A 24,715-nucleotide genomic window follows, 5' to 3' on the forward strand; every position below is an offset into this window, starting at 1 on the left:
GTCGTCGCGAGACGGCGGCACATCTCTGCGTTCGGGAAGTCGGCACCTTGCTAAAGGGGGCGTGTTTCTTCAGATGCCTCGACAAGATGTGCCCTCATGTCCATCGATCGTGGCAAGTCGGACATGGGTTACGCCGATAGCTTCCTGAGTACGTAGGGCAAGATGCCGCCACTCATGAAATAGCCCATTTCGTCCGCGGTATCGATGCGGCACAGAGTTTCAATCGTGAAAGTCGAGCCATCGCTTCGGATACCCTCGACCGTTACGGCCTGTCTCGGTTGGAGGAAGGCGACGTGCCGAACCGTAAAGCGCTCCGTTCCATCCAGGCCCAGCGTCTGGCGATTCACCTTGTCTGCAAACTGCAGTGGCAGCACACCCATACCGACCAGGTTCGAACGGTGAATGCGCTCAAAGCTCTCCGCAATCACGGCGCGGACGCCAAGCAAGGCAGTCCCCTTCGCTGCCCAGTCGCGCGAGGAGCCGGTGCCATATTCCTTACCGGCCACGACCACTAATGGCGTACCCTTCGCCTTGTGTCTCATTGCGGCCTCGTAGATCGGCAGAGCCGCTCCCTCGAAGAGAGTGTTGCCGCCTTCCAGTCCGCCCATCATCTCGTTCTGGATGCGGATGTTGGCGAATGTGCCACGCATCATGATCTCGTGATGGCCTCGGCGGCAGCCGTAGCTGTTGAAGTCTGCGGGCTGCACTTGCCGATCCAGCAGCCATTGTCCCGCAGGCGAGGCCGACTTGATTGATCCTGCCGGAGAGATGTGGTCGGTAGTTATGGAGTCGCCGAAGAGAGCCAGGGTGTTTGCGTCGAGAATGTCCGCAACCGGTGCGGCTTCGCGTTCCAGCCCCTCAAAAAAGGGCGGATTGGCGACATAGGTCGAAGCGGTTGGCCAATTATAGGTATCGCCAGTTTTCAAGGACAGCGCTTTCCAGCGATCATCGCCCTCATAGACATTGGCATAACGGCTGGCGAACATCTCTGCGTCGATGGAGGAAGCGATAATGGTTTGTATTTCCGCATTCGAAGGCCAGACGTCCTTCAGATAGACTGCCTGTCCGTTGGCCCCGATGCCCAACGGTTCAGTCGTGATATCGCGAGCGACGCTGCCGAGCAGGGAATAGGCGACCACCAGTGGCGGCGAGGCCAGATAATTGGCGCGGACGTCTGGCGAGATGCGCCCCTCGAAATTGCGGTTGCCGGAGAGGACTGCGGCGGTGACGAGGCCGGCATCATTGATCGTCTGCGAAATCGCCTTGTCGAGTGAACCTGAGTTGCCGATGCAGATCATGCAGCCATAGCCGGTCAAATTGAAGCCCAACGCGTCGAGATCCTGCTGGAGTCCGGAGCGCACCAGATAATCCGTTACGACCTGGCTGCCAGGCGAGAGCGTGGTGCGGACCCAGGGTTTTGGCTTCAGCCCGAGCGCCCGAGCCTTTCGTGCCACCAATCCGGCGGCGACGAGCACGGAGGGGTTGGAAGTGTTTGTGCAACTTGTGATCGCTGCGATGGCTATGTCGCCATGTCCCAAGGTGAAATTGGTATGCGCAACGGCGGCGCGGCGATCCAGTTCCTCGCCTTTGCCATAGCCGGTTGCCAATTCGCTCCGAAAGCCCCTGGAGGCATCGGACAGCAATATTTTGTCCTGCGGGCGGCGCGGACCGGCAACTGATGGCAGTACGGTAGAAAGGTCGAGTTCCAGTGTATCGGTGAAAACGGGATCGGGTGTGAAGGCGTCGCGCCACATCCCTTGAGCCTTCGCATAGGCTTCGACCAACGCCACGCGCTCTTTGGTTCGTCCCGTCAGTCGTAGATAGGTGAGCGTCGCCTCATCAATTGGAAAGAAGCCGCAGGTCGCTCCATATTCTGGCGCCATGTTCGCAATGGTCGCGCGGTCGGCGAGAGGAAGGGCGTCCAGGCCGGGGCCGTAGAATTCGACGAAGCGACCTACTACGCCGTGTAGACGAAGCATCTGCGTAACTGTCAGTACCAAGTCGGTGGCGGTCACGCCCTCCGACATGGTGCCGGACAGGCGGAACCCCACGACATCGGGGATCAGCATGGAGACGGGCTGTCCCAGCATGGCCGCTTCCGCCTCGATCCCGCCCACGCCCCAACCGAGAACGCCAAGGCCGCTGACCATGGTGGTGTGACTGTCCGTGCCGACGCAGGTGTCGGGATAGGCGATGGGCGTGCCGTCCTTATCCGTGCTGGTCCAGACAGTCTGGGCGATGTGCTCCAGGTTTACCTGGTGACAGATCCCCGTGCCTGGCGGCACCACCTTCAGATTGTCGAGCGTGCTTGCTCCCCATTTGAGGAATGCGTAACGTTCAGTGTTACGATCATATTCCATCTTAACATTGTGTTCGAAGGCGGCTGGCTCACTCGCCTTGTCTGCCATGACGCTATGATCGATCACAAGGTGGATCGGCACCTGCGGGTTGATGCGAGAGGCGTCAGCGCCCCAGCGATTCATCGTGTCGCGCATCGCGGCAAGATCTACGATGCAAGGAACGCCGGTAAAATCCTGCATCAATACGCGCGCTGGACGATACTGAATCTCGCGAGAGGATTGGCGATCTGCTTGCCATTCGATCAGCGCCCGAATATCCTCAACAGTAACCGATACGCCGTCCTCAAATCGCAAGAGGTTTTCGAGCAGGACCTTTAGACTGAATGGCAGACGATCGACATTGCCTAGTTGTACGGCGACTTTCGGGAGGCTGTAATAGGCGTAGGTCTGCCCATCGACGACAAGTGTATCGCGGGTGCGGAGGCGATCGGAACCAATGGCAGTCATGTTGATATTCCTGTGATGTGGCGGACTAACTCGGCATCTGATCACCTGGCGACTTGCTGACTGAGCGACGCTGCAGACCGCGAGCAGGCACTGTGTTTTTGGTTTAAAATTCCACTGGATTGCTGATGCTCAGTCTCTCGACATCTCCTCAGATCGCTTCCTTTATCGCAGGCCTGCCGGCTATGAGAGCTTCCGACCTTGCGGTCGCCGGGTTGGCTTAGGAAAGATCAGAAAATAGACGTCAAACAACGGTGTCCCCGTTCCTCTGAGCCACTGACTATGGACCGGCAAGTCCTCTGGGGATCCATCTGGAAATAATATTGCACGATATTCGATCGCAACAGCGGCGCAGCCGTGAGCGCAACAAGACTTGCATGCCTCGCGAGCCGCATCAAACCGCTCATATCCAACGATCGACCAGCTGCCGCCGGATTGCCACGCACTATGATTGTTCCTTGGTGGGCTATTTTTACTACGTAGCTCTTCTGACCGAACTGCATCTGTTGGCTGGACGGCAAGGCTTGAGCTTCGACCTGCATGAACCAGACGCATAACATATCGACCTATTGATAAGCCATACTTCCATGCCGCCGCGCTTCCGGACAATGATTATGTCAACGATGAAGGATGTCAGCAGGAGCAGGTGTTGAAGAGGGCGTTGCATGTCGACGGTGGGCCGAGAGGAGGCTTAAGGCTTGGCGTGCGATTTCTCCTTTCCGCTGCCTGCTGCGCTGCCGCTGGCTGTCAAAATGAGCATGTCGAGATACAATCTTACGAACTAGTCAAGACGGATGATCGCCTTTTAGCCGCCGCTTCCCGGCCGCAGGACTGGGTTATGCATGGTGGCTCTTATGCTGAGCAGCGGTTCAGCGCGCTAGATCAAATTGGAATCGGCAACGTCCGAGATCTGGGGCTGGATTGGTCGCTGGAACTGGATACAAACAGGGGGCAGGAAACGACGCCGCTGGTCGTAGACGGGCGCATCTATCTGACCACTGCCTGGTCGAAGGTGGTGGCGATCGATGCAAGGAGCGGCCGCAAACTTTGGCAATTCGATCCCAAGGTTCCCGGCGATAGTGCTGTGCGCGGCTGTTGCGATGTCGTTAACCGCGGTGCAGCCTATTATGACGGTAAAATCTTTGTCGGAACATTTGATGGTCGACTGATCGCTTTATCCGCATCGAGTGGCAATCCTATTTGGTCAGTCAATACGGTCGACCAGAGCAGGCCCTATTCGATCACGGGCGCACCGAGGGTTGTCAAGGGAAAGGTGATCATCGGCAATGCCGGTGCCGAACTGGGCGTCCGTGGTTATGTGTCGGCTTATGACGCACATACCGGCAAGCAGGCCTGGCGGTTCTACACCGTGCCCAATGCTGACGGCAAAGCAGACGGCGCCGCATCGGACGAGGCACTACGGAAATTTGCCAATAGCAGTTGGTTCGACGGCGAATGGAAGAAAACCGGCGGTGGCGGCACAGTTTGGGACGCGATCGTCTATGATCAAGAGCTTGATCAGCTGTATATAGGTGTTGGTAACGGCACCCCATGGAATCATCGGTACCGTTCAGGTGGGCAGGGCGACAATCTCTTTCTTTCTTCGATAGTGGCGCTCAATCCGGATACGGGAAAATATATCTGGCACTATCAGGAAACGCCTGCAGAAACGTGGGATTTTACTGCGACCCAACCGATCATCCTCGCGACGCTGCCGATCGAGGGTCGTCTGCGCAAGGTGCTGATGCAGGCGCCCAAGAACGGCTTCTTCTACTTGTTGGATCGCGTCAGCGGACAGTTGATTTCGGCGCGGCCTTTTGCGCATGTTAATTGGGCTACCGAAATAGATCCGGCCACTGGTCGGCCGCGTGAAGTTGCGGGTGCAAGGTATGAAAAAGCACCATTTCTGATGTCGCCTTCGGCCTATGGGGCTCATAACTGGTATCCGATGGCCTTCAGTCCCAAGACAGGGCTTGTCTATCTTCCGGTGCAGGATGTTCCGTTCTTTTATCAACAAGATGGCGGCTATCGCTATCGCCCGCAGACCTTCAACCTTGGAACCTATTCGGATAAAAACGCGCTGCCCGACGGCGAAGCGGAGCGCAAGGCGATCGCGGCATCGCTGAAGGGCGCGCTCATCGCCTGGGATCCGGTACATCAGAAGGAGGTCTGGCGGGCAGAGCAACCCGGTCCCGCGGCAGCGGGCGTGCTGGCGACCGCTGGCGGGCTTGTCTTCGAAGGTAATCCGACGGGCGCTTTCGAGGCATTCGATGCGACGTCGGGGAAGCGCCTCTGGAAGTTTCAGGCGGAAACCCAGATCGTGGGCAGCCCGATCAGCTATGCCGTCAATGGGCAGCAATATATTCTGGTCGTTTCAGGTGCGGGCGGCGGCTATGGCCTGACTTCCCCCTTCACCGCCGACAAACGCCCCAAGCCTAACGGCCGGGTGTTGGCGTTCAGGCTGGGAGGGAAGGCCAGCCTGAACGCCTATCAGGCTCCCTCGCTTATGCCCTCGGTTGTACCGTCGGACGTTTTTACGACGGCTCAGATCGGGCGCGGAGAGCGCATTTATGAAACGACCTGCGGGTGGTGCCACGGTCCGGGCGGCGTGTCGGGTGGTGTCCTGCCGGATCTCAGGCGTTCGCCGTCGCTGGCGGATAAGGCAACGTGGAATTCGGTTGTCCTGGAAGGGCTTCTTCAGGACCGGGGGATGGTCAATTTTTCGAAGACGTTGACGCCGCAAAAAGCCGAGGATGTCCGCGCTTATGTCGCCTCCAAAGCCCGCCTTTTGCGAGCCCAGGAACCAAATAATTAGAAATATCGGCGTCCTGCATGGGTGCCAACAATGGGAGGATTTGAAAATGTTCCATGCAATTTACTCGCGCAAAAGCCGCTTGCTGCCGGAAGTTGCGCTGCTCGCGGTGACGGCAGTCATGTCGCAGACTGCGGCCGCCCAGTCGGCGCCGTCGGTGCAGGATAGCGCGCCACCTGTCGCGACGCCGCCTGCCGAACAGGCCGTTGCCGGTGCCAATCAGGCAAATGCCAGCGCACCGCAGGCAGGCGACATCATCGTGACCGCGCAGCGCCGCGAGCAGACGGCACTCAAGACGCCGCTCTCGCTGACGGCGCTGGACGACAAACTGATCGAACAGAAGCAGGTGACGGGCCTTGTCGATCTGCAGTTCGTTTCGCCCGGCATTCGCAGTGGTCAGCAGCAGGGCGTCAACCGCGTGTTCATCCGCGGCATCGGTCTATCCTCCTTCGCATCCGGCGCGGATTCAAGCGTCGCCTTCTATACGGACGGTGTCTATGTCGGCCGGCCTGCAGCACAGCTTTCCTCCTTCTTCGACATCGGCCGTATCGAGGTGCTGCGTGGGCCGCAGGGGGCGCTTTATGGCCGGAACGCGACCGGCGGCGCCATCAATCTGATTACGAATAACCCGGAGAGCGACGCAGGTGGTTATGTCAACGTCAGCCTTGGCAATTATTCGCTGCATCAGGCTGAAGGTGCATTGAATCTGCCGCTTACGGGGGCAGGTGGTGACCTGAATGCGCGTGTTGCTTTCAAACTGCTGGACCGCAACGGCTATGGCTATGATTTCGGCACCGACCATCCCGTGAATGACGCCAAGTCGCAGGCCGTGCGTGCGACCTTGCGTTACAACCCGTCCAACGACGTCGATATTCGCTTGATCGGTGAATATAACCATGAAGCCGACAATAATAATTATGCTACCAATTTTGGCGCCTATCCGGGCTATCAGCTGTCTGGCGTCGTCGATTTCGGTGGAACGCAGATCGCAGGGCAACAGGATGCTGCCACGGCTCTGCGCGGCAACACAAATCGCCGCAAAGGATATGCGATCACCCTCAATGGTACCGTTTCGCTGACTGACAGCCTCAGCATGACCTCCATCACTGGCTGGCGCAAATTTGAGCGGCACAATGACGCGAGTTCCGATGGTACGACCGCAGGTCTTGGCAGCACCTACTATAATGAATGGTCAAATCAGGCCAGTCAGGAACTGGTCTTCAACTGGGATGCTGATCGTTTGCAGGTGACCGGCGGCCTTTCCTATTATCATGAAAATTTGCGCAATCTTGTGCTGGTGCCGTTTATTCAGCTGGGAATTGACTATATCCAGCAGGGAACTTTGAAGATTGATGCCTATTCGGCCTACATCCAGGGCACCTATTCTCTGCTCGACGCCTTACGACTGACCGTGGCGGGGCGGTACAGCTCCGAAAAACGCAAATCGACTGGTACCTTTACCTTTGGAACGGTAACGCCGTTGAATGACGGTCGGAAATGGAACGCCTTCAATCCGAAATTCGGTCTCGAATATGATGTGGCGCCCGGCGTTCTGGTCTATGCATCCGCCACCAACGGTTTCAAGAGTGGAACCTTCAATGTCGGGCAGGTCAATCCGGCTATCAATCCTGAAAAAATCTGGGCCTATGAAATCGGCGCCAAGGCGCGAATGCTGAATAACGCCGTCGATATTTCGGCCGCCGCCTTCAGATATGATTATAAGGATCTGCAGGTGAACAAGATATTGGGGCTGGCCACGCTGACGACCAATGCCGCAACCGCAACCAACAAGGGCTTCGAAGTTTCGATCAACGCACGCCCCGTTGACGGGCTGACGCTGAACGCCAACTACACCTATCTGGACGCGACCTTCAAGGATTTCACCTCGGTCAATCCTTTATTCCCTAACGCGCCGGCCGAAAATCTGAACGGGAAGATGCTGCCCGGCGCGCCCAAACATGCCGTGACGCTTGGCGGAAGCTATGTGGTCCCGGTAGGAAGCGAATCCAGCCTGACGTTGTCGGGCGATGCTTCCTACCAATCGCGTATCTATTTCAGCGAATTCAACGACAAGGTTCTGAGCCAGAAGGGCGTCACCAAGCTGAACGCGTCGATCAAATACAGCTCCGGCGACGACTGGTCGCTGACCTTCTGGGGGAAAAACCTGACCGACGAGACCATCGCTGGCAACAAGACTCTGGGCATCCCGCTCTGGGGCTATCCGATCTATGGCAATCTGGAAGCCCCGGCGACCTATGGCGCCACGCTGGCCGTCAACTTCTAAGGCGTATAAAAATGGTGCCGGTCGGTCATATGGCGATCGGCCGGTGCCTTTAATGGAGAAAATACAACATGGTAGGACCGGCCAACGCGCAGGGTATTCTCAAGTCGCCGGAGAGGCTGTTCATCGACGGCCAGTGGGTAGCGCCTTTGAGCGGCGGTTCCCTGACCGTCCGGTCACCTGCGACCGAAGAGATTTTCCTGACAGTGGCCGAGGCAGGGGTGGCGGACATCGATCGCGCGGTGGATGCCGCACGGCGAGCCTTCGATGCCGGGCCATGGCCACGCATGACGCCGGCGGAGCGAGCACCCTATCTCCTGGCGATCGCTGATCGGCTCGATGCGCGGGTGGCCGAAATCGCGACGATCTGGCCCAATGAAATGGGGATATTGCATTCGATCGCTGTCGCCTTCGGCGGGACGATTGGCGGTGTCTATCGTTATTATGCCGGACTGGCCGGCAGTTTTGCCTTTGAGGAGCGTTTCGACGCGCCGCCCGGCGGTGGCGATCATGCGTTCATCAGCTACGAGCCGGTGGGCGTCGTTGGCGCGATCATCCCATGGAACGCGCCGGTCAACATCATGGCTTATAAGGTCGCACCGGCTCTGCTGGCGGGCTGCACGATCGTGCTCAAGCTCTCGCCCGAGGCACCTGGAACCGGGCTTTTGCTGGCGGAAATTGCGGAGGAAGTCGGTCTTCCGGCGGGCGTGCTCAATGTTCTGACGGCGGATCGTGAAGCATCGGAGCGGTTGGTCCGCCATCCCGATGTCGACAAGATCGGGTTCACCGGCTCAAGCGCCGTCGGCAAACGCATCGCGTCGATTTGCGGAGAGCGGATCGCGCGTTGCACGCTGGAACTGGGCGGCAAGTCCGCTGCGGTTATCCTGGACGATTATGATGTGGAACGCGCCGCCCGGTCGCTCGCTGGATCGGCCTGCGCCATGACCGGACAGATATGCTCCTCTCTGACGCGCTATATCGTTCCCCGCTCCAGGCATGATCTGTTCGTGGACGCGTTGAAGGCCGAATTCGAGGCGGTCAGGGTGGGCGACCCGTTCGATCCAGTGGTCGGGATGGGGCCGCTCGCCATGGCGCGGCAGCGCGACAAGGTGGAGGAGATGGTCCAGGATGCGGTTCGCGACGGCAATAACCTTGTGTCTGGTGGACGTCGTCCAGCGCATCTCAATCGGGGCTATTTCTTCGAACCGACGATCTTCGCGCATGTCAGCAATAATGACATGATCGCCCGCGAAGAGGTTTTCGGCCCTGTGGTTACGGTGATTCCTGCCGACAGCGATGAGCAAGCTGTCGCGATTGCCAATGACACGGTGTTCGGCCTCAATAATTCGGTCTTCACCAACGATCCGGCGCGCGGCTATGCCGTTGCGCGTCAGTTGCGGTCCGGCACGGTCGGGCACAACGCATGGCGTAGCGACATGGCCATCGGCTTTGGCGGCTTCAAACAATCGGGCATTGGTCGCGAAGGCGGCGTCGATGGGCTACGTGCCTATCTGGAGGCCAAGACAATCATCATGGATGCCTGACCGAAAGAGAGGAATGAGCGTGACGATCGTAACAGATGAGCAGAAGGTGAAGATCACCGCGCCAATCGGCACTCGCAATCCGACCGCGCTGGCAAATCTGAAGGTGATCGAAGCCTTTTTTGCGGCCTATCTGGTCGATAAGGCGGGCTTCTATGACCTTTGGGTCGAAGACGGCCCACAGGTGATCACGCCGTTCGTCACGGACGGTGTGGCCGTTTGCAAGTCAGCGGTTCGCACGGGATGGGAGGAGGTTCGTGGCTTTTGGGATCCGATCCATGACGGCATGACGGGCAAGTTCAACTGGATCATCGACGATGTGATGGTGGGGGAAGATCCCAATGTGATCGTCACGAAAGCCAGCAGCGACATCGACGTCCAGACGGGCGCCGTCTGGGGCGGCAAACCGCTCAAATATCAGGGGCGCTACGTCCAGATCTTCAAATTTGAGAACGGCAGGATCAAGAGCTTCGAGGAATATTATGACACCGCGCTGTTGAACGCCGCCTATGCGTAAGGGCGGTTAGCGTCCAATCTCCCGGCGCACAGCCTCGCTATCCTCTCCGATCGCGCGGGCGTCGAGCAACTCGGTTGCGACGCCAGCGCCGAAGCGCACAGGCGCTCGCATCCCCACATATTGTCCTTCGGTGGGATGCGTTCGTCTCTCGAAAAACCCGACCGCTTGCAGATGCGGATCGTCAAACAGGTCGTCCAAGGAATTGACGCGGCAAGCGGGAATATCGTGACGCTGCAGCAGGTCGAGCCATTCCTTGCTCTCCCTCTCGGGCAGCATCGCCTCTAGCTCCTTTTGCATGATCGCCACATTATGCAGCCGCAGGAGCGGGGTCGACAGAGCCTCCTGCTCGAACAGGTCGGTGCGGCCCAGCAGGGTGAAGAGCCGCAGCCAGCGCTCGTCGGTATAGGGGGCTACGACGATATATCCATCCCGCGTTGCCATAGGCTGGCGATCGGGATCAAGCTGCCGGGGATAGCCAGCAGGCGCATTGGGCGGGTCAAACACCCGACCGTACATATGCTCCTGAAGCAGGAAATGGGTGACCGTCTCGAACATCGGTACTTCGATCGTCTGTCCCTCACCACTATGTTCACGATGATAGAGGGCCGCGAGAACCGCATAGGTCGCATGGAGGCCCGACACTTTGTCGGCCAATGCCGTAGGCTGGAAGCGGGGAGGGCCCTCACCCGTCACCATCGGATGAAGCGAAGCAGTGCCGGAAAGCGCCTGGATGATGTCGTCATAGGCTGGCTGACCGGCATAGGGACCGTCGCGGCCGAAACCTGTGCAGTGAACATGTATGATGTCTGGCCGGAGGGAGCGAACGGTATCATAATCGAGGCCGGCGCGGATCGCGGCCTGCTCCCGCAGATTATGGATGATGACGTCGCAATGAGGGATCAGCGCGTGTAGATCTTCTGCGCCCTCCTTGGTCTTGATATCCCAGTCGATCGACCGTTTGCCCCTGTTCATCGTCAGGTGAAGCGGGCCCATCCGCCTTGTGCGGCTCGGCTTTCCGACCCGCCGAGATTCATCACCTCCTGCGGGTTCCAGCTTGATGACGTCTGCCCCCATGGCTGCGAGCGTTTCGGTGCAATAGGGGCCGAACATGACTGTCGTCAGGTCCAGAATTCGAACGTCGTTGAGGATGGGCTTCTTCACCATGGTCGTCAAATCATAGCGGGGAGCGCGTCATGCGCAATGATATCGGCCCGCCCATGCAAGCAGGCGGGCCGTCCCACGAAGGACTCAGGCGAAGGCTTCCGTAGGCGCGATGCTCTGGACGATATTGGCGTCGAGCGATTCATACTCATGGTAGGAGATGGTACGATACAGCTCCTCCCGAGTCTGCATCCGGTCGAGCATGGACTTAGCGCTGCCGTCCCGGGCAAGCGCCGCATACAGCTCTTCCTGCGCCTTGTTGGCAACGCGGAGGGAGGAGACCGGCCAGATCACGATGCTGTAGCCGATCGCCTGCAATTCGGTTGCCGTCAGCAGGGGTGAACGGCCGAATTCGGTCATGTTGGCGAGCAAAGGCGCCTTCACCTCTGATGTGAAGGCATGGAACATTTCGGGCGTGGTCAGTGCTTCGGAGAAGATCACGTCCGCCCCTGCCTCCACATACATGTTGGCGCGCTTGATGGCGCCCTCCACGCCTTCGCTGGCTGCGGCATCGGTTCGCGCCACGATCAGCATTTCCTTGCGCGCCTTGGCGGCGGCGGCGACCTTGCGGGCCATGTCATCGGCGGAGGCAAGCCGCTTGTCGTTAAGGTGGCCGCACTTTTTGGGCAGGATCTGGTCTTCCAGCTGGATGGCGGCAGCGCCAGCCTCCTCGAATGCCCGCACGGTCTGCATGACATTGAGAACTTCGCCATAGCCGGTGTCGCCGTCGACCAGCACAGGCAGATCCGTCGCCCGGACGATCTGGCGGACGAAGAAGCAGACATCATCGACCGAAATAATACCCAGGTCGGGCAGACCCATGGAGGCGCTCATCGCCGCGCCGGAGAGGTAAAGCGCCTGGAAGCCGGCTGCCTGCGCCTGAAGCGCGGCCTGGGCATTGTGGGCGCCGGGCATCTGGAGGATTTCGGGCTGCTCGATAAGGGAGCGAAGGCGCGCGGCACGGCTCGATTTGTCGATATTGGCGGCAATGAGCGGGATCATGAGACTTCCTTTTGTTCTGGGGTGCCCGTTTGCCGGTCATCCGACGCGGACCAAATGCTGTCGAGCGACAGTTGGTCATTGTGCTGGCCCAGCACCGGGGGCGGCGAATGGATGTTCGTCGGCGTTTCGGAGAAGCGCAGCGGATTGTTGATGACCTCAAATGCCTTGCCCGACGGGTGGGTGAGGGTGCGCAGCATGTTACGCTGCGTGGCCGGATCGGCAAAGACCTCCGGCCAGGTTCGCACCGGCCCATAAATGGCGCCCGCTTCCCTCAGGATCGGATCCCATTCTGCCAGTGTCCGGGTGCGGAACAGCGCGGCGAGGCGATCGTCCAGTTCCTGCCGGTTCGCGAGGCGCGCGTCCTTGGTTGCGAATTTGGGGTCGGTGGCAAAGCCCGGATCACCCATCGCCTCGCACAAAATCTTCCAGAACTTGTCGTTGATGGTGATGATCATGATGTCCTGATCGTCGGCGGTGCCGTAGACATTATTGGGCACGATGTCCCAATGCTCATTGCCCCACCGTTCGGGCGTCTGGCCGGTCAGCGAGAAATAGACGTCACGCGGCACATGGCTGAAGAGAGAGGCATCCATCATCGACAGATCGACGCGTTGGCCAAGGCCGGACTGGTGACGGGCCTGAAGCGCCGTCAATATGCCAATCGTGCCGAACAGGGCTGTCACCAGATCGCTGAACGGAAAACCGATCTTGAGCGGCCCGGAATCGCGGGTGCCCGTGACCTGCATCAGGCCGGAATAGGCCTGAATGACCTGATCCAGCGCGGGGCGCGAGGCATCCGGCCCCTCCCGGCCAAAACCTGTGATTGAGCAGTAGATCAGCTTGGGATTGTGCTTCTTCAGATCCTCATAATCGAGGCCGACTTTGTCCGTAAAACCCGGACGGAAATTCTCGACCAGCACATCCGCTTCGAGCGCGAGCTTGCGGGCCTGTTCCTGTCCTTCCGCTGTCTTGAGATCGATGACGACGCCGCGCTTGTTGCGATTGACGCCCAGGAAGAAAGCGCCGTCTCCCTCGATCCCGGTCTCGCCGGACTTGCGGAACGGGTCGCCCGCCGGCTGCTCCACCTTGACGACATCGGCCCCGACATCGGCCAGCAGCATCGTCGCCATCGGCCCCGTCATCATCTGCGTGAAATCGAGGATCTTTATGCCCTTGAGCGCGCTCATGCCTCGCCATCCTTCACATCATAGCGCGCTTCGCGCTCTTTATTCGCTGCGGTGACTCCTTTGTCCCGCTTCTGCTTGAAGAAGTTCACTTCATCCTCCTCCCACCGCATGTTGGAGGCGAGCGCATGATAGACCGGGCCGTAAGCGAACTGGGTGTTGACGCCGAGCGCGTTCATGGCGAGCAAGGTCGCGCTCTTGCCGATGGCGATGCCGTCGCGCGGCAGGCGGACGATCCGCTCGGCCCATTCCTCGCCTTTGCTGGAAAGCTCCTCATCGGGCACCAACTTGTTGATGAGTCCCGCCGCGAAGGCCTCCTGCGCATTCCAGACGTCGGCCATCAGCAGCAGTTCGCGCGCCTTGCGGATGCCCAGCGTCAGCATTTCCCAGGCATCGAAATAGGCGGCGCCGGACAGGCCGAGCTTCTGTTCGGGATGACCCATCTTGGCGGTCTCGGACGCAATCACCAGATCGCAGGCTTCGGCGAGATAGAGGCCACCACCCAGGCAATAGCCACGGACCAACGCGATCGTCGGCGTCAGGCAACTGAAAATGCGCTCGAAGCGCGCGACATATTTCTTGTCATAACGCAGACGGGCGCGCTGGCTGGGCCGGCGCGGGCGGCCCTTGGCGTCAAGGGTGGTCGGGCCATATTGGTTGCCGACCTCCGCCATGTCATGACCGGTGCAAAAGTCGTTGCCCGAACCGGTGAGCACGATCACCCGGACATCGTCGTCCGCTTCCGCGCGATCATAGGCGAGCATCAACTCGTCCCACATCGCGTCCGTCATCGCGTTCTTCTTCGACGGATTGTTGAGGGTGATATAGGCGCGCCCGTTGCGGGCTTCATAATCGACAGAGCCTGCGGGGCGGGCGGTTTCTTCGGTCATCATTCTGCCCTCTTATTGCGCCGCAGCCTGGAGAAGCCGGCGTGCCACAATGATATGATGGATTTCGTTCGTGCCCTCCAGAATCTGGTTGAGCTTGGCATCGCGCATCAGCCGTTCGGCGGGATATTCCTTCGAATAGCCGTAAGAGCCGAGGATCTGCACCGCCTCCAGCGCCGCATCCATGGCGACGTCCGAGATGAAGCATTTGCAGGTCGAAGCGAGATAGGGCAGGCGGGAGAGATCGCCGCTGTCGATTTCACCGACACTGGAATAGAGCAGTGCGCGCGAAGCTTCGACATGCATCGCCATGTTCGCGAGCTTGAATTGGATCGCTTGCAGATCGGCGATCGGTTTCCCGAACTGCACGCGTTCGCGCGCATAATTCACTGAAAGATCGAGGGCGGACTGCGCCATGCCCAGCGCAGAGGCCGCCACCGTAGGACGGTTGAGGTCCATGATGCGCATACAGGCCTTGAAGCCCTTGCCTTCCTCACCGATCATGCAGTCCGCCTCGACGCGCATATCCTCGAAGAACAGGCCGCAGGTCGGGGCGCCATGGCGTCCCAGCTTCTCTTCCTTACGACCGACATGATAGCCCGGCGTCTTGGTGTCGACGAGAAATGCGCTGATCCCGTCATGGCCCCGCTCCCCGCTGGTGCGGGCGAACACCAGCGTATAATTGGCGTCAGCGCCCCAGGTAATCCAGTTCTTCTGGCCGTTGATGACGTAGCTGTCTCCATCCTTGCGAGCCGTGGTCCGCATGCTTGCGACGTCGGAACCGGCTTGCGGTTCGGTCATGGCGACGGCCGCGATGGTTTTCCCCTTTGCCGCTTCCGTCAGGTAGCGCTGCTTCTGGGCTTCCGTGCCGAAATGCAGCAGCGGCAGGATGAGGCCGACCGAATTGTTGGCGCAGAGCGTCGAAAGGGCAAGCGAACTGCCGCGGGCTATTTCTTCCTTCGCAACGCAGACGGTGGTCAGGTCGCCGCCGGGGCCGCCATATTCCTCGGGGATCCATAACTGCAACAGTCCCATTTCGCCGAAAAGCTCGGCGGCTTCGCGGGGGAACTCGTCCGTCTTTTCGAGATGTTCGACCATCGGCGCCAGCTTGTCCTGGGTCAGTCGGCGGATGGTCTCGCGAAAGAATTCCTTTTCCTCGCCCAGATTCAAATCGAAGCTCCTCTCGCTCGATGGCATTGGTCGTGCGTCACGGTTAGGGGCGCACTGTCTGTTGGGGAAACCATAGGTTGGCCACTGCGCCATCACCAATATGGAAATATAATCGATCAAAACGGATTGCCTCTGATGGCGGCCGTTATGCTTTCCGGTCTGAAACCAGACGATTGCCATATCATGCGCTTTCCTTAGTCGCGCCCGGCACCTGATGCGGCCTATAGGAGAGGGCAGGAGAATGATGGTGAAAATCTGTATCTTTGGCGGGGGTGCGATCGGGGGCTATATTGCGGGTCATCTGGCCCGCGCGGGCCAGTGCGATGTGAACATGGTGGCGCGGGGTGAAAATCTGGCGGCGGTGCGTGATCGTGGGCTGGAGGTGCGAACGCCGTCGGGTTCCTTTGTCGCCCATCCCCGCGTGACGGACGATCCGGCGACGCTTGGCGCGCAAGACGCCGTGCTGCTGACGCTGAAGGCCCACCAGCTTCGCTCGGCACTGCCGCAACTGGCTCCCCTGATCGGCCCTGACACGATGATTCTGCCGCCGACCACCGGCATTCCGGCGGCATTGCTTTCCAGCCTTGGTGGGCAGGCCGATTCCGTATCCCTGCTAGATCCCGATGGCGTGCAGATGCGGGCCATGCCGCCTGCGCAGGTGCTCGGTATCGTTTACTGGATCGGCGCGCATTCGGCGGCGCCCGGCGTCGTGCATCAGGATGGACCGGTTGCGACATGCATGTTGGGCGAGCTGGACGGCGACCTTTCCGAGCGCGCGAAGGCGTTGGCCGACTGTTTGACGCAATCGGGAATTCGAACCCCCGTTCGACCCAATATTCGCGGCGACATCTGGATCAAGTTCGTAAACAGCCTCTGCTGGAACCCCGTGGCGGTGCTGACCGGGGCGACCAATGGGGCGATCGGGGCGGACGGCGATGCGCTGAACAGCATTGCCGCTATGATGCGCGAAGCCGACGCGATTGCAGAGCGGATTGGCCTGACGATCACGGTGCCGGTCGAAAAGCGGATAGGCGTAACGCTCTCCGCGCCCGCGCACAAAATGTCGATGCTTCAGGATTTCGAAGCGGGTCGGCCATTGGAAATCGAGATTTTGAAACAGTCGATCCGTGCCGTGAAGGAAATGGCCGGAATGCCGACCCCGGCGCTGGACGCAATCCTTTCGCTGATGGCGCTGCGTACCGCGAAACATTGATGACAGGAGATACAGGCGTGACTTCCTCCGACAATTCGGCATTCGTCCGGCCTTTGGACGGGATCAAGGTCGTGGAGATGGCGACCTATCTTGCCGGCCCGTTCAGCGCGAAAATGTTGAGCGATATGGGCGCTGACGTGGTGAAGGTGGAAATGCCGACCGGCGATCCCTACCGGGCGGTCGGACCGACGCGCGAGGGAACGAGCATCTATTGGCTCAACGGTAACAACGGCAAGCGCGCCGTGACGATCGATCTTAAATCGGAAGCGGGCCTCGCGCAGCTCAAGGTCTTGCTGGCCGACGCGGACATCTTCATCGAGAACAGCAAGCCGCAGGTGACGGCCAAGCTAGGTCTTGGCAATGATGTGATCAGCGCGATCAATCCACGGCTGATCCGCCTGTCCATCACCGGCTATGGTCCCGATGGCCCGCTGTCGAGCGAACCGGTATATGACGCGCTGTTGCAGGGACGCAGCGGCCTGCTGGCGTTCGAAGCCGTCGACGGGGTGCCGCGTGCTACCAACCATTTCCTGGCCGACAAGATCGGCGCACTTTTCGCGTGCCAGATGGCGCTGGCGGGGCTTGCCGGCCGGGCGCGCACCGGCAAGGGCATGCATCTACAGACATCGATGCTCGACATGATGAGCTATTATAATTTCCCCGACATGCTCCAGCATCGGACCTTCATCGACGACGGCCGTGACTGGAACGCGCCGCCGCAGGTGGTCGTGGCGACGAAGGATGGCCACATGGTCCTCTCTCCGGTCACGGGCAAGCAGTTGAGCGCGACCTTGCAGGTGGTCGGCTGCGAAGGGCGTAAGGACGAGCTTCGCGCCATCGCCGATGGGCGGGAGCGGACCTATCGCTTTTTCTCCATCATCGCTGATCCGCTGAAGGAGAAGACGACTGCGGAATGGCTGCCGCTGTTCGGTGAGGCGCAGGTGCCGGCCGCCCCGGTGAATAGTCCCGATGCGGGACTGGAGGATGCGCAGCTTCTGCACAATCAGGTCTATGCCGAGATGGAAACGCCCCTCGGAACGGTGCGCGCGCCGCGTTATCCGATGACCGTCGATGGAAATGTCCTGCGTCCGCTGATGCCTGCACCCGCGCTGGGGCAGGATAATGATATGCTCGCATGAGTGCAGGCGGGCAGGTCGGGCTGAAATCGGTCTATATGCGCGGCGGGTCCAGCCGCGCGCTTTTTTTCCATACGGACGATCTGCCTGGCAGCGTCGACGATCGAGATTCCTGGGCGCCGATTTTTGCGGCAGCATTGGGCAGCCCCGATCCGGGAGGACGGCAACTGGACGGTCTGGGCGGGGGTATATCGTCGCTCTCGAAAATAGCAGTCATCGGCCCGCCGACCCATCCCGATGCTGATGTCGACTATATTTTCGCGCAAGTCGCGGTAAAGGGCACTAACGTCAGCTATCGGGGCAATTGCGGCAATATCTCTGCTGCGGTCGGACCCTATGCGATCGACCAGGGGCTGGTGGAGGTTTCCGATGGTGAAGCGCTGGTGCGCATTCATCATGTCGCCTCTGGCAAGATCATCCATGCCCATGTGCAGGTTGAAAACGGGCAGGCGGCGGTATCGGGCAATTTTGCGATCCAGGGGGTCGCGGGGACAGGATCTCCCATCAGGCTCGACTTTCTAGACCCCGGCGGATCGGCCACCGGACTGCTGCTGCCGACTGGGCAGGCGCGCCAGATCCTGATGGTCGATGGACGGGCGCTTGAGGTTTCGCTCGTCGACGCCGCCAATCCGGTTGTGTTCGTGGCGGCTGACGCTTTGGGCATGAAGGGGGATGAAAAACCCTCCGATATCGATGCTGCCCCCGGCATGCTGGCCTTGCTGGATGAATTGCGCGTGGCGGCCTCGCTGGCGATGGGCGTCACCAAAACGCAGGAAGAGGCACGGACATTGGTGCCGAACCTTCCTCTTGTGGCGATCGTATCTGCGGCATCTCAAGACGCGGATATTCAGGTTCGGATGATTTCGGCTGGACAGCCGCACAAGGCGACGCCTCTGACCGGGGCGATGTGTCTGGCCGTCGCGGCTCGTCTGCCGGGAAGCGTGGTCGCTGATCTGGTGCAGCAAACCGGCGCCGGAACGCTGCGGATCGCTCATGCCTCAGGCGTCCTGCCGGTCGACGCCATCGTAGAAAATGGCATTGCGCGCAGCGTCACCGTCTTTCGCACCGCGCGACGCCTGATGGAAGGAAATGTGCTGGTCCCCGCAACTGCGCTGGGTCGACAGCCGTCATGAGCAGCGCCTATAACACGTCCATGAATATCAGGCAGCTTCGCTATTTCCTTGCCGTTGCGCAGGAACTGAATTTTACCCGCGCCGCCGAGAAGGTCGGCATAGCCCAGCCACCGCTCAGCCAGCAGATCCTCAGTCTGGAGCAGGATTTGCGTACCCAGCTCTTCATTCGGGAAAAGCGGAATGTCCGTCTGACGCCGGCTGGTGAAGTGCTGGTCGACTATGCACATCGGGTCATCAACGCGGCTGCGGCCGCCGAGGCTGCGGTCCATATGGTGGAGCGAGGCGCGCGTGCCAATCTGCGGGTCGGCGCAATCTATTCGGCGGTCTATTCGTTCCTGCCCGCCGTGCTGCGCGATTTCAGCGTTCGGGTTCCCAATGCGGAAATCAACCTGACGGAAATGACGATCGCGCAGCAGATCGCCGGACTGAACGAGGGAGTGATCGAGGTCGGACTACTGCGCGGTCCGATCCATCAGCGCGATATCCACACCGAGATATTATATCGCGAGCGGCTGACGGTCGCGATCCCGGCCAGCATGGCCGACGAATTTGGTGACAGCATCAGCCTGTCCCAAATCGTGAACCGCCCTTTGGTGGCGGTCGCGCGCGGGCCACAGCGGGGCTATTCCGACCGAGTACTCGACGTGTTCGACAGCCATGAGTTGGAGCCCAATATCGCGCATGAAGTGTCAGACATGCATACCGCCGTGTGTCTGGTTGCCGCCGGTCTGGGGATATCGATCGTGCCGGGCATCATCGAACTGATGCAGACGAATGGGGTGGTCTATCGTCCGCTCAAGGAAGAGACGGTCGGTATCACCTTCGCCCTGGCGACGCGCAAGGATGCGGAATCTCCGTTGCTGGATCACTTCATCGATGCCGCGAGAAAGCAGGCAGAGCTTATGTTGCCCCTGCATCCTCATATTTTCATGAAGCGCGCGGCATATTAAAGGCAAATTTTTAGAGGTCGGCGACTAAGGAATAGTTGCTGCTCCACATTTGCAAGAGCGCAAAGCCGAGTCGGTTTTGCGCTCTTGCCATTCAGCACCTCATTGCGTCATGCCCATGGCCGCGCGCTGGGCGACCCGTTCATCTGCTGGGAGATGGCGGGCTGCATAGGCCAATACCAATATCGTGAAGGGTAACGTGCTCAAGGCGCAGAGGATCGCGAACCGCAGATCCCCGGTAGCATCGCTGATCAGGCCGACCGTATAGGGTCCCAGACCCAGTCCCAATATGTTGGCGCCCAGCGAGTACATCGCGAAGGCCGTGCCGCGAAGGCGCGGCGTCACCAGATCCTGCGTCGTCGCCTGATTGGGCGCAAACCACATGGGCACGAAAAAGGTCGACACAGCAAAGGCCATGTAAAACAGCGATACATTCTGCGTCGTAAACTGGACGAGGCTAGCCAGCGTAAAGACGGCGGCGGTCAGGCTGGTGAACCAGAGACGACCCGTCACGAACCGGCGTCGCGCATAGTCGGCAAGATAGCCGCTGACGGTGATGCCCAGACCGCCGCAAATGGCCGCGATGGCTCCAAGTTGAAGGCCGTTTGCGGCGGTGAAGCCAAGATAGCGATTGGCGTAGACAAAGACGAAGCCCGTCGTCGCGTTCATCGAGAAGGCGAGGAAGCCGCCAGCGAGGGTCAGGGCGCAGAAGGTGCGCGAGGAGGTCAGCATGCTCGACGCCTCGGGGTCGCGCAATCGGAGCGACTGGAACCAACTGGCCACCGCGTAGAAGGCAATTGACATTGCGACCCATTGGATGACGTTGCTGGTGATCTCCAGCCCCGCAAGATAGCCGACAACTGGACGGCGGTCGGCGCTCAACAGCCCGTCCGTAAATCGGATTATGAGGAAGGCGAAGACGGCAGCGAGCGCCAGCCACATCAGGTTTTTCCTGATTTCCGTTCGAGGATAGCCCTCGCGCACGAGGCGCAGGATGTTCCACGGCGGCAGCATGGCAGAGGCTTCCCGCAAGGCGCTGCGGAATGGTGTTGCATCACCCAGATGCACAACGCCCTCAAGGCGACCGCGCACGGGTTCCCTGATGGTCAGGGTGATGAGCAGCGCCAGCAGGAGCCCGGGAACGCCGACGGCCATGAAGGCTGCCTGCCAACCCGCTAGACCCAGCGGTGCCGCCTCCGGATTCGGGAAATGGGTTTGCCAGAAGGCGACCACCGAGCCGCCGATCACCAGCGAAAGCCCTGCGCCGACATAGACGCCGATCGAATATAGCCCGAGTACCGTTGCACGCTGCGATTTGTCGAAATAATCGCCCAGGATAGAAACGGCGGCCGGGGTCGAGCTGGCCTCGCCGACGCCGACGCCGATCCGTGCAAGGCCAAGCTGGGTGAAATTCCCGGCAGCGCCCGAGAGGGCCGTCATCACCGACCAGAAGGAAAGGCCCAGCGCCAGGGTCCGCACCCGGCTCCAGCCGTCGGCAAGTCGCGCGAGGGCTATGCCGAACAGCCCGTAGAAAAGTGCGAAGGTTGTGCCGTAAAGGATACCCAGTTGTGCATCCGACACGCCCAGGTCATGTTTCAGAAAGGGAGCCAGCACGGTGACGATCTGGCGGTCGACATAGCTGAACGCATAAACGCCAACCAGCACCGTCAATATATACCACCGATACCAGGCCGGTTCGGTCTTGTTCTGGATCGTCATGTGCATGGGGCCTCACGGGGTTCGAGCGGAAGGGAAAGGGCTGATGGGACCGGCACAGGCCAGGCGATGCCTGAGATCAGCGTCAATACGACAAGCCCGCCTGAAAGCAGGAAGGCACTGGTGAGTGAGCTTGTTTCGACGATATGGCCGAACAGCGCGCTGCCGATGGTCAACCCGCCGAAGACGGATGAATAGAAGATGCCGATGGCGCGGCCGACCATGGGCGTCGGCGCATTCGATTGCGCCGCGATATTGAAGATGGTGAGCGATGCAACCCAGGCAGCGCCGGCCGCGAAAAGCTGGATGGCAGCAATCAACCAATGCGACGTCAGGGGTAGGCTCAGCAGCGCTAAGGCGCTGACCGCGTTGCAGCAGCGAAAGATCGTCTCGCCGGAAAAGCGCTCCAGCAGGGGCCGGATGCAAAAGGAAATGGCGAGTGCCCCGATTCCCAGCGCGCTCATGGTGATGCCATAGGTGACGGCAGTCCCATGCAACTGCACGCGGGCGAGCAGGGGTAGTAGCGCCCAGATCGGACTGGCGCTGGCCGTAAAGGCAAACATCCGCAATGCGATCACCCGCATCGGGCGATCCACCACGCTGTAGCGCAATCCTTCGACCAGAAGTGCGAGCAGGGCGGGGCGCTGCCTTTCCTTGCCCACAGGTGCGCGCGGCATGGCGAGCAGCAGCAGTAGCACGCATCCGCACATGCCCGCATTGATCGCAAAGGCCCAGCTGGCACCTCCGGCAGCCACAAGGCCGCCTCCCAATGCCGGTCCCAGACAACGGGCAAGGTTGAAGGCGATGGATAGCGCGGCCACGCCAGCCGCGATCAAGGACGCATGAACGCTATCTCTGACCGCTGCCATGGATGTGGGGCCGAAAAAGGACTGTCCCGATCCGAACAGAAAGCAAAGCAGCAGCAGGAGTACAGGCGTCATGCCTTGGCCGAAACCGGCGCAGGCCGCGGCCAGTGCGGCTGCGAACATCAGGAAATAGGCAAAGGCGATGAGCCGCCAGCGATCGAAAACATCCGCCAGCACGCCGGTCGGAAGCGCAAGGATCATCAACGGAAGCGAGATGAGGGACTGGATCAACGCGACCTGCGCCGATGAGCCGATATCGGTCATCAGCCAGGCCGACGCCACCGACTGAACCTGCGTGCCAAGGTTCGAAGCGACCGTGGCAGTCCAAAGCAGAAGGAAAGCCCTGCTGCTCCATAGCCGTGGCACGGGTTCGTCGGTGGACATCGCAGCGAACTCAGTTCAGGTTGAGCGTGATCGCCTTCACTTCGGTATAGGATTCGATGGCATCGAAGCCGCGCTCGCGCCCCCAGCCGGACTGTTTGAAGCCGCCGTAGGGAAGGGAGGCGTCTGCCGCCGAATGGACGTTCACACCCACCGCGCCGGACTTGATCCGACGAGCCAGCCGATGAGCGATGCGAACATCCCTGGTCCATACGCTGGCTGAAAGGCCATAGGGCGAGGCATTGGCCTGCGAGGCGATGGAATCGAGATCATCCTCGTCCCTGAAGGTCATGGTGGACAGGACAGGGCCGAAAATTTCCTCGTCGACCACGGACATGCCGGGCTTCGTGCCGGTGAGGATGGTGGGCTGGATGAAGTAGCCGCTGTCGCCGACGCGCTGGCCTCCGACGCGGACCTGCGCGCCCTGTTCCTGCCCCGCGGCGAGATAGCCTGTCACGCGATCGAACTGCGTCTGGGAAATAACAGGCCCGAGGTCGGAATCATCGTCGAGGCCGTAGCCGACCTTCATCTTGGAGGCGATGGCGGCGATGCGGTCTACCAGGGCGTCATGAATAGCCTCATGCGCGAACAGGCGCGATCCGGCCGCGCAAACCTGCCCGGCATGGAAGAAGATGGCGCGCGCGGCGCCAGCGGCGGCGGCGTCCAGATCGGCGTCGGGGAACACGATGACCGGCGACTTGCCGCCCAGTTCCAGCGTCACTCGTTTGAGGTTGCCGGTCGCGGCATGCAGGATTTTCTTGCCGGTTTCGGTGGACCCGGTGAAGGAAACCTTGTCGATGCCGGGATGTTCGGAAATGGCCGCGCCCACGGGATTGCCGCAACCGGTGACGATGTTGAGCACCCCGGCGGGGATGCCCGCCTCCAGTGCCAGTTCGGCCATGCGCAGCGCGGTCAATGGCGTCAGTTCAGCGGGCTTCAACACGATCGTACAGCCGCTGGCGAGGGCTGGTGCCACCTTCCAGGAGAAGAGGTTGAGGGGGAAGTTCCATGGCAGGATCTGGCCGACCACGCCGACCGGCTCCCGGAGCGTATAGGCCGCCCATTCGCCCGGAAGCGAGACATTGGGGGCCGTGCCCTCGATCTTGGTCGCCCAGCCCGCCATATAGCGGAACATCTCGCTGACATTGGGGATGTCCGCGTTGCGGCAGAAGGTCAGCGGCTTGCCGGAATTGATGGATTCAAGCTGCGCCAGTTCGTCGCCATGCGCCTCGATCAGTTCGGCATAGCGAATCATCAGACGGGCGCGCTGGTTCGGTTTGACCTTGGCCCAGTCGCCTTCAAATGCGCGCCGCGCTGCTGCCACCGCCAGATCGACATCTTCGGCAGTACCAGCGGCGGACGTGGCAATGACTTTGCCATTGCCCGGATCAATGATGTCGAGCCGTTCGCCCGACCGGCTTTCGACGGCCTTGCCGTCGATGAGCAGTTGATGCTTTTTTTCGAGGAAGGCGCGTGCGGGTGCTTCGATCCGCTCGTGGAAACTCATGTCAATCTCTCCTGGTAACATCGCTGACAACCGCAGGCTTACGCTAGGCCTACGCCGGAGCGGGCCGTTGGAAACAATATGATTTTCGTTTGCTTGATCGGACGGTCATGCCGACCATCGTGTGAATGAAATTCAACTTGGTGTGGAAGAGGTGTCACTTGAATCAAAATACAGTTTGTCTCATCCTCCACTGCGAGCCGAAAAAGGTGCGATGAGAGGAGTTTGGAATGCGTATCGAGATTTTCCCGGAAAAATGCATCGGCGTGGGCCAGTGCGTCGTCGCGGCTCCAGATCTTTTCGAGCAGAATGAAGATGACGGCATCGTCTATCTGGTGCGCGAAGATGCACCTGAAGATCGACGGGACGCCGCCATTGCGGCAGCCAGGCTTTGCCCGACGCTGGCGATCGTGGTTCACGACAATTAAAGGTGGGGTGCGCCGGCCGATCTGGCGATCGG

18 protein-coding genes are annotated in these 24,715 nt (G+C 60.2%); 9 read left to right on the forward strand and 9 right to left on the reverse strand.

What is annotated here, in order from left to right:
- Nucleotides 1-128: 128 nt before the first annotated feature.
- Entirely contained in the window at nucleotides 129-2,807 is a 2,679-nt protein-coding gene (acnA, locus tag A7Q26_RS09720; protein ID WP_066859186.1) for an aconitate hydratase AcnA, read from the reverse strand.
- A 700-nt stretch (nucleotides 2,808-3,507) separates the two neighbouring features.
- Here acnA and A7Q26_RS09725 point away from each other — a divergent pair.
- The 4 genes from A7Q26_RS09725 to A7Q26_RS09740 all read left to right on the forward strand — a co-directional run bounded on the left by A7Q26_RS09725 (nucleotide 3,508) and on the right by A7Q26_RS09740 (nucleotide 9,955).
- Entirely contained in the window at nucleotides 3,508-5,619 is a 2,112-nt protein-coding gene (locus A7Q26_RS09725; protein ID WP_198162897.1) for a PQQ-dependent dehydrogenase, methanol/ethanol family, read from the forward strand.
- A gap of 46 nt (nucleotides 5,620-5,665) precedes the next feature.
- The gene (locus A7Q26_RS09730; RefSeq protein ID WP_066859188.1) at nucleotides 5,666-7,900 is read left to right on the forward strand and encodes a TonB-dependent receptor; all 2,235 of its coding nucleotides are present in this window, start codon (nucleotides 5,666-5,668) and stop codon (nucleotides 7,898-7,900) included.
- Between the two features lie 68 nt (nucleotides 7,901-7,968).
- Complete coding sequence (locus A7Q26_RS09735; protein WP_066859189.1) at nucleotides 7,969-9,441, forward strand: aldehyde dehydrogenase; 1,473 nt, start codon at nucleotides 7,969-7,971, stop codon at nucleotides 9,439-9,441.
- 13 nt (nucleotides 9,442-9,454) lie between these two features.
- Nucleotides 9,455-9,955 (forward strand): nuclear transport factor 2 family protein, encoded by a 501-nt coding sequence (locus A7Q26_RS09740; protein ID WP_066859190.1) that lies wholly within the window; start codon nucleotides 9,455-9,457, stop codon nucleotides 9,953-9,955.
- Between the two features lie 6 nt (nucleotides 9,956-9,961).
- On the opposite strand, the gene A7Q26_RS09745 is transcribed toward A7Q26_RS09740, so the two are convergent.
- The 5 genes from A7Q26_RS09745 to A7Q26_RS09765 all read right to left on the reverse strand — a co-directional run bounded on the left by A7Q26_RS09745 (nucleotide 9,962) and on the right by A7Q26_RS09765 (nucleotide 15,359).
- Nucleotides 9,962-11,119 carry a CaiB/BaiF CoA transferase family protein gene (locus A7Q26_RS09745; protein ID WP_066859191.1) on the reverse strand — a complete coding sequence of 386 codons (1,158 nt, stop codon included), beginning with the start codon at nucleotides 11,117-11,119 and terminating at the stop codon, nucleotides 9,962-9,964.
- A gap of 84 nt (nucleotides 11,120-11,203) precedes the next feature.
- Complete coding sequence (gene prpB / locus A7Q26_RS09750) at nucleotides 11,204-12,118, reverse strand: methylisocitrate lyase (RefSeq protein ID WP_066859192.1); 915 nt, start codon at nucleotides 12,116-12,118, stop codon at nucleotides 11,204-11,206.
- Complete coding sequence (locus A7Q26_RS09755) at nucleotides 12,115-13,305, reverse strand: CaiB/BaiF CoA transferase family protein (RefSeq protein ID WP_066859193.1); 1,191 nt, start codon at nucleotides 13,303-13,305, stop codon at nucleotides 12,115-12,117. The genes prpB and A7Q26_RS09755 overlap by 4 nt, the downstream gene beginning before the upstream one ends.
- A complete protein-coding gene (locus tag A7Q26_RS09760) occupies nucleotides 13,302-14,195 on the reverse strand; it encodes an enoyl-CoA hydratase/isomerase family protein (RefSeq protein ID WP_198162898.1) in 894 nt (297 codons plus the stop codon). The genes A7Q26_RS09755 and A7Q26_RS09760 overlap by 4 nt, the downstream gene beginning before the upstream one ends.
- A 9-nt stretch (nucleotides 14,196-14,204) precedes the next feature.
- Nucleotides 14,205-15,359: an acyl-CoA dehydrogenase family protein gene (locus tag A7Q26_RS09765; RefSeq protein WP_157102520.1), complete on the reverse strand. Its 1,155-nt coding sequence runs from the start codon at nucleotides 15,357-15,359 to the stop codon at nucleotides 14,205-14,207.
- 241 nt (nucleotides 15,360-15,600) lie between these two features.
- Between A7Q26_RS09765 and A7Q26_RS09770 the strand changes: the two genes are divergently transcribed.
- From A7Q26_RS09770 to A7Q26_RS09785, 4 genes are read left to right on the forward strand one after another with little or no spacing between them, the layout of a single operon-like run.
- Complete coding sequence (locus tag A7Q26_RS09770) at nucleotides 15,601-16,572, forward strand: ketopantoate reductase family protein (RefSeq protein WP_198162899.1); 972 nt, start codon at nucleotides 15,601-15,603, stop codon at nucleotides 16,570-16,572.
- A gap of 17 nt (nucleotides 16,573-16,589) precedes the next feature.
- Nucleotides 16,590-17,711 (forward strand): CaiB/BaiF CoA transferase family protein, encoded by a 1,122-nt coding sequence (locus A7Q26_RS09775; protein ID WP_198162900.1) that lies wholly within the window; start codon nucleotides 16,590-16,592, stop codon nucleotides 17,709-17,711.
- On the forward strand, nucleotides 17,708-18,841 hold the full coding sequence (locus A7Q26_RS09780; protein WP_066859196.1) for a PrpF domain-containing protein: 1,134 nt from the start codon (nucleotides 17,708-17,710) through the stop codon (nucleotides 18,839-18,841). The genes A7Q26_RS09775 and A7Q26_RS09780 overlap by 4 nt, the downstream gene beginning before the upstream one ends.
- A complete protein-coding gene (locus A7Q26_RS09785) occupies nucleotides 18,838-19,791 on the forward strand; it encodes a LysR family transcriptional regulator (protein ID WP_198162901.1) in 954 nt (317 codons plus the stop codon). The genes A7Q26_RS09780 and A7Q26_RS09785 overlap by 4 nt, the downstream gene beginning before the upstream one ends.
- Before the next feature lie 99 nt (nucleotides 19,792-19,890).
- Here A7Q26_RS09785 and A7Q26_RS09790 read toward each other — a convergent pair whose 3' ends face one another.
- Genes A7Q26_RS09790 through A7Q26_RS09800 form a run of 3 tightly spaced genes read right to left on the reverse strand, consistent with a single transcriptional unit; the run spans nucleotide 19,891 to nucleotide 24,258 of the window.
- Entirely contained in the window at nucleotides 19,891-21,513 is a 1,623-nt protein-coding gene (locus A7Q26_RS09790) for a spinster family MFS transporter (RefSeq protein WP_232313744.1), read from the reverse strand.
- The gene (locus A7Q26_RS09795; RefSeq protein ID WP_066859198.1) at nucleotides 21,504-22,754 is read right to left on the reverse strand and encodes an MFS transporter; all 1,251 of its coding nucleotides are present in this window, start codon (nucleotides 22,752-22,754) and stop codon (nucleotides 21,504-21,506) included. Before A7Q26_RS09795 ends, A7Q26_RS09790 begins: the two co-directional genes overlap by 10 nt.
- Nucleotides 22,755-22,764: 10 nt before the next feature.
- On the reverse strand, nucleotides 22,765-24,258 hold the full coding sequence (locus A7Q26_RS09800; RefSeq protein ID WP_066859199.1) for an aldehyde dehydrogenase family protein: 1,494 nt from the start codon (nucleotides 24,256-24,258) through the stop codon (nucleotides 22,765-22,767).
- 227 nt (nucleotides 24,259-24,485) lie between these two features.
- Between A7Q26_RS09800 and A7Q26_RS09805 the strand changes: the two genes are divergently transcribed.
- Nucleotides 24,486-24,683 (forward strand): ferredoxin, encoded by a 198-nt coding sequence (locus A7Q26_RS09805; RefSeq protein WP_066859200.1) that lies wholly within the window; start codon nucleotides 24,486-24,488, stop codon nucleotides 24,681-24,683.
- Nucleotides 24,684-24,715 lie beyond the last annotated feature (32 nt).

Source organism: Sphingobium sp. TCM1 (assembly GCF_001650725.1).
Taxonomy (GTDB): domain Bacteria; phylum Pseudomonadota; class Alphaproteobacteria; order Sphingomonadales; family Sphingomonadaceae; genus Sphingobium.

Excerpts from the sequence above, each read along its gene's own strand:
- acnA (WP_066859186.1), bottom strand. The coding sequence starts at position 2,807 with ATGACTGCCATTGGTTCCGATCGCCTCCGCACCCGCGATACACTTGTC.
- A7Q26_RS09730 (WP_066859188.1), top strand. The coding sequence starts at position 5,666 with ATGTTCCATGCAATTTACTCGCGCAAAAGCCGCTTGCTGCCGGAAGTT.
- A7Q26_RS09735 (WP_066859189.1), top strand. The coding sequence starts at position 7,969 with ATGGTAGGACCGGCCAACGCGCAGGGTATTCTCAAGTCGCCGGAGAGG.
- A7Q26_RS09740 (WP_066859190.1), top strand. The coding sequence starts at position 9,455 with ATGAGCGTGACGATCGTAACAGATGAGCAGAAGGTGAAGATCACCGCG.
- A7Q26_RS09745 (WP_066859191.1), bottom strand. The coding sequence starts at position 11,119 with ATGGTGAAGAAGCCCATCCTCAACGACGTTCGAATTCTGGACCTGACG.
- prpB (WP_066859192.1), bottom strand. The coding sequence starts at position 12,118 with ATGATCCCGCTCATTGCCGCCAATATCGACAAATCGAGCCGTGCCGCG.
- A7Q26_RS09755 (WP_066859193.1), bottom strand. The coding sequence starts at position 13,305 with ATGAGCGCGCTCAAGGGCATAAAGATCCTCGATTTCACGCAGATGATG.
- A7Q26_RS09760 (WP_198162898.1), bottom strand. The coding sequence starts at position 14,195 with ATGATGACCGAAGAAACCGCCCGCCCCGCAGGCTCTGTCGATTATGAA.
- A7Q26_RS09770 (WP_198162899.1), top strand. The coding sequence starts at position 15,601 with ATGATGGTGAAAATCTGTATCTTTGGCGGGGGTGCGATCGGGGGCTAT.
- A7Q26_RS09780 (WP_066859196.1), top strand. The coding sequence starts at position 17,708 with ATGAGTGCAGGCGGGCAGGTCGGGCTGAAATCGGTCTATATGCGCGGC.
- A7Q26_RS09785 (WP_198162901.1), top strand. The coding sequence starts at position 18,838 with ATGAGCAGCGCCTATAACACGTCCATGAATATCAGGCAGCTTCGCTAT.
- A7Q26_RS09790 (WP_232313744.1), bottom strand. The coding sequence starts at position 21,513 with ATGCACATGACGATCCAGAACAAGACCGAACCGGCCTGGTATCGGTGG.
- A7Q26_RS09795 (WP_066859198.1), bottom strand. The coding sequence starts at position 22,754 with ATGTCCACCGACGAACCCGTGCCACGGCTATGGAGCAGCAGGGCTTTC.
- A7Q26_RS09800 (WP_066859199.1), bottom strand. The coding sequence starts at position 24,258 with ATGAGTTTCCACGAGCGGATCGAAGCACCCGCACGCGCCTTCCTCGAA.
- A7Q26_RS09805 (WP_066859200.1), top strand. The coding sequence starts at position 24,486 with ATGCGTATCGAGATTTTCCCGGAAAAATGCATCGGCGTGGGCCAGTGC.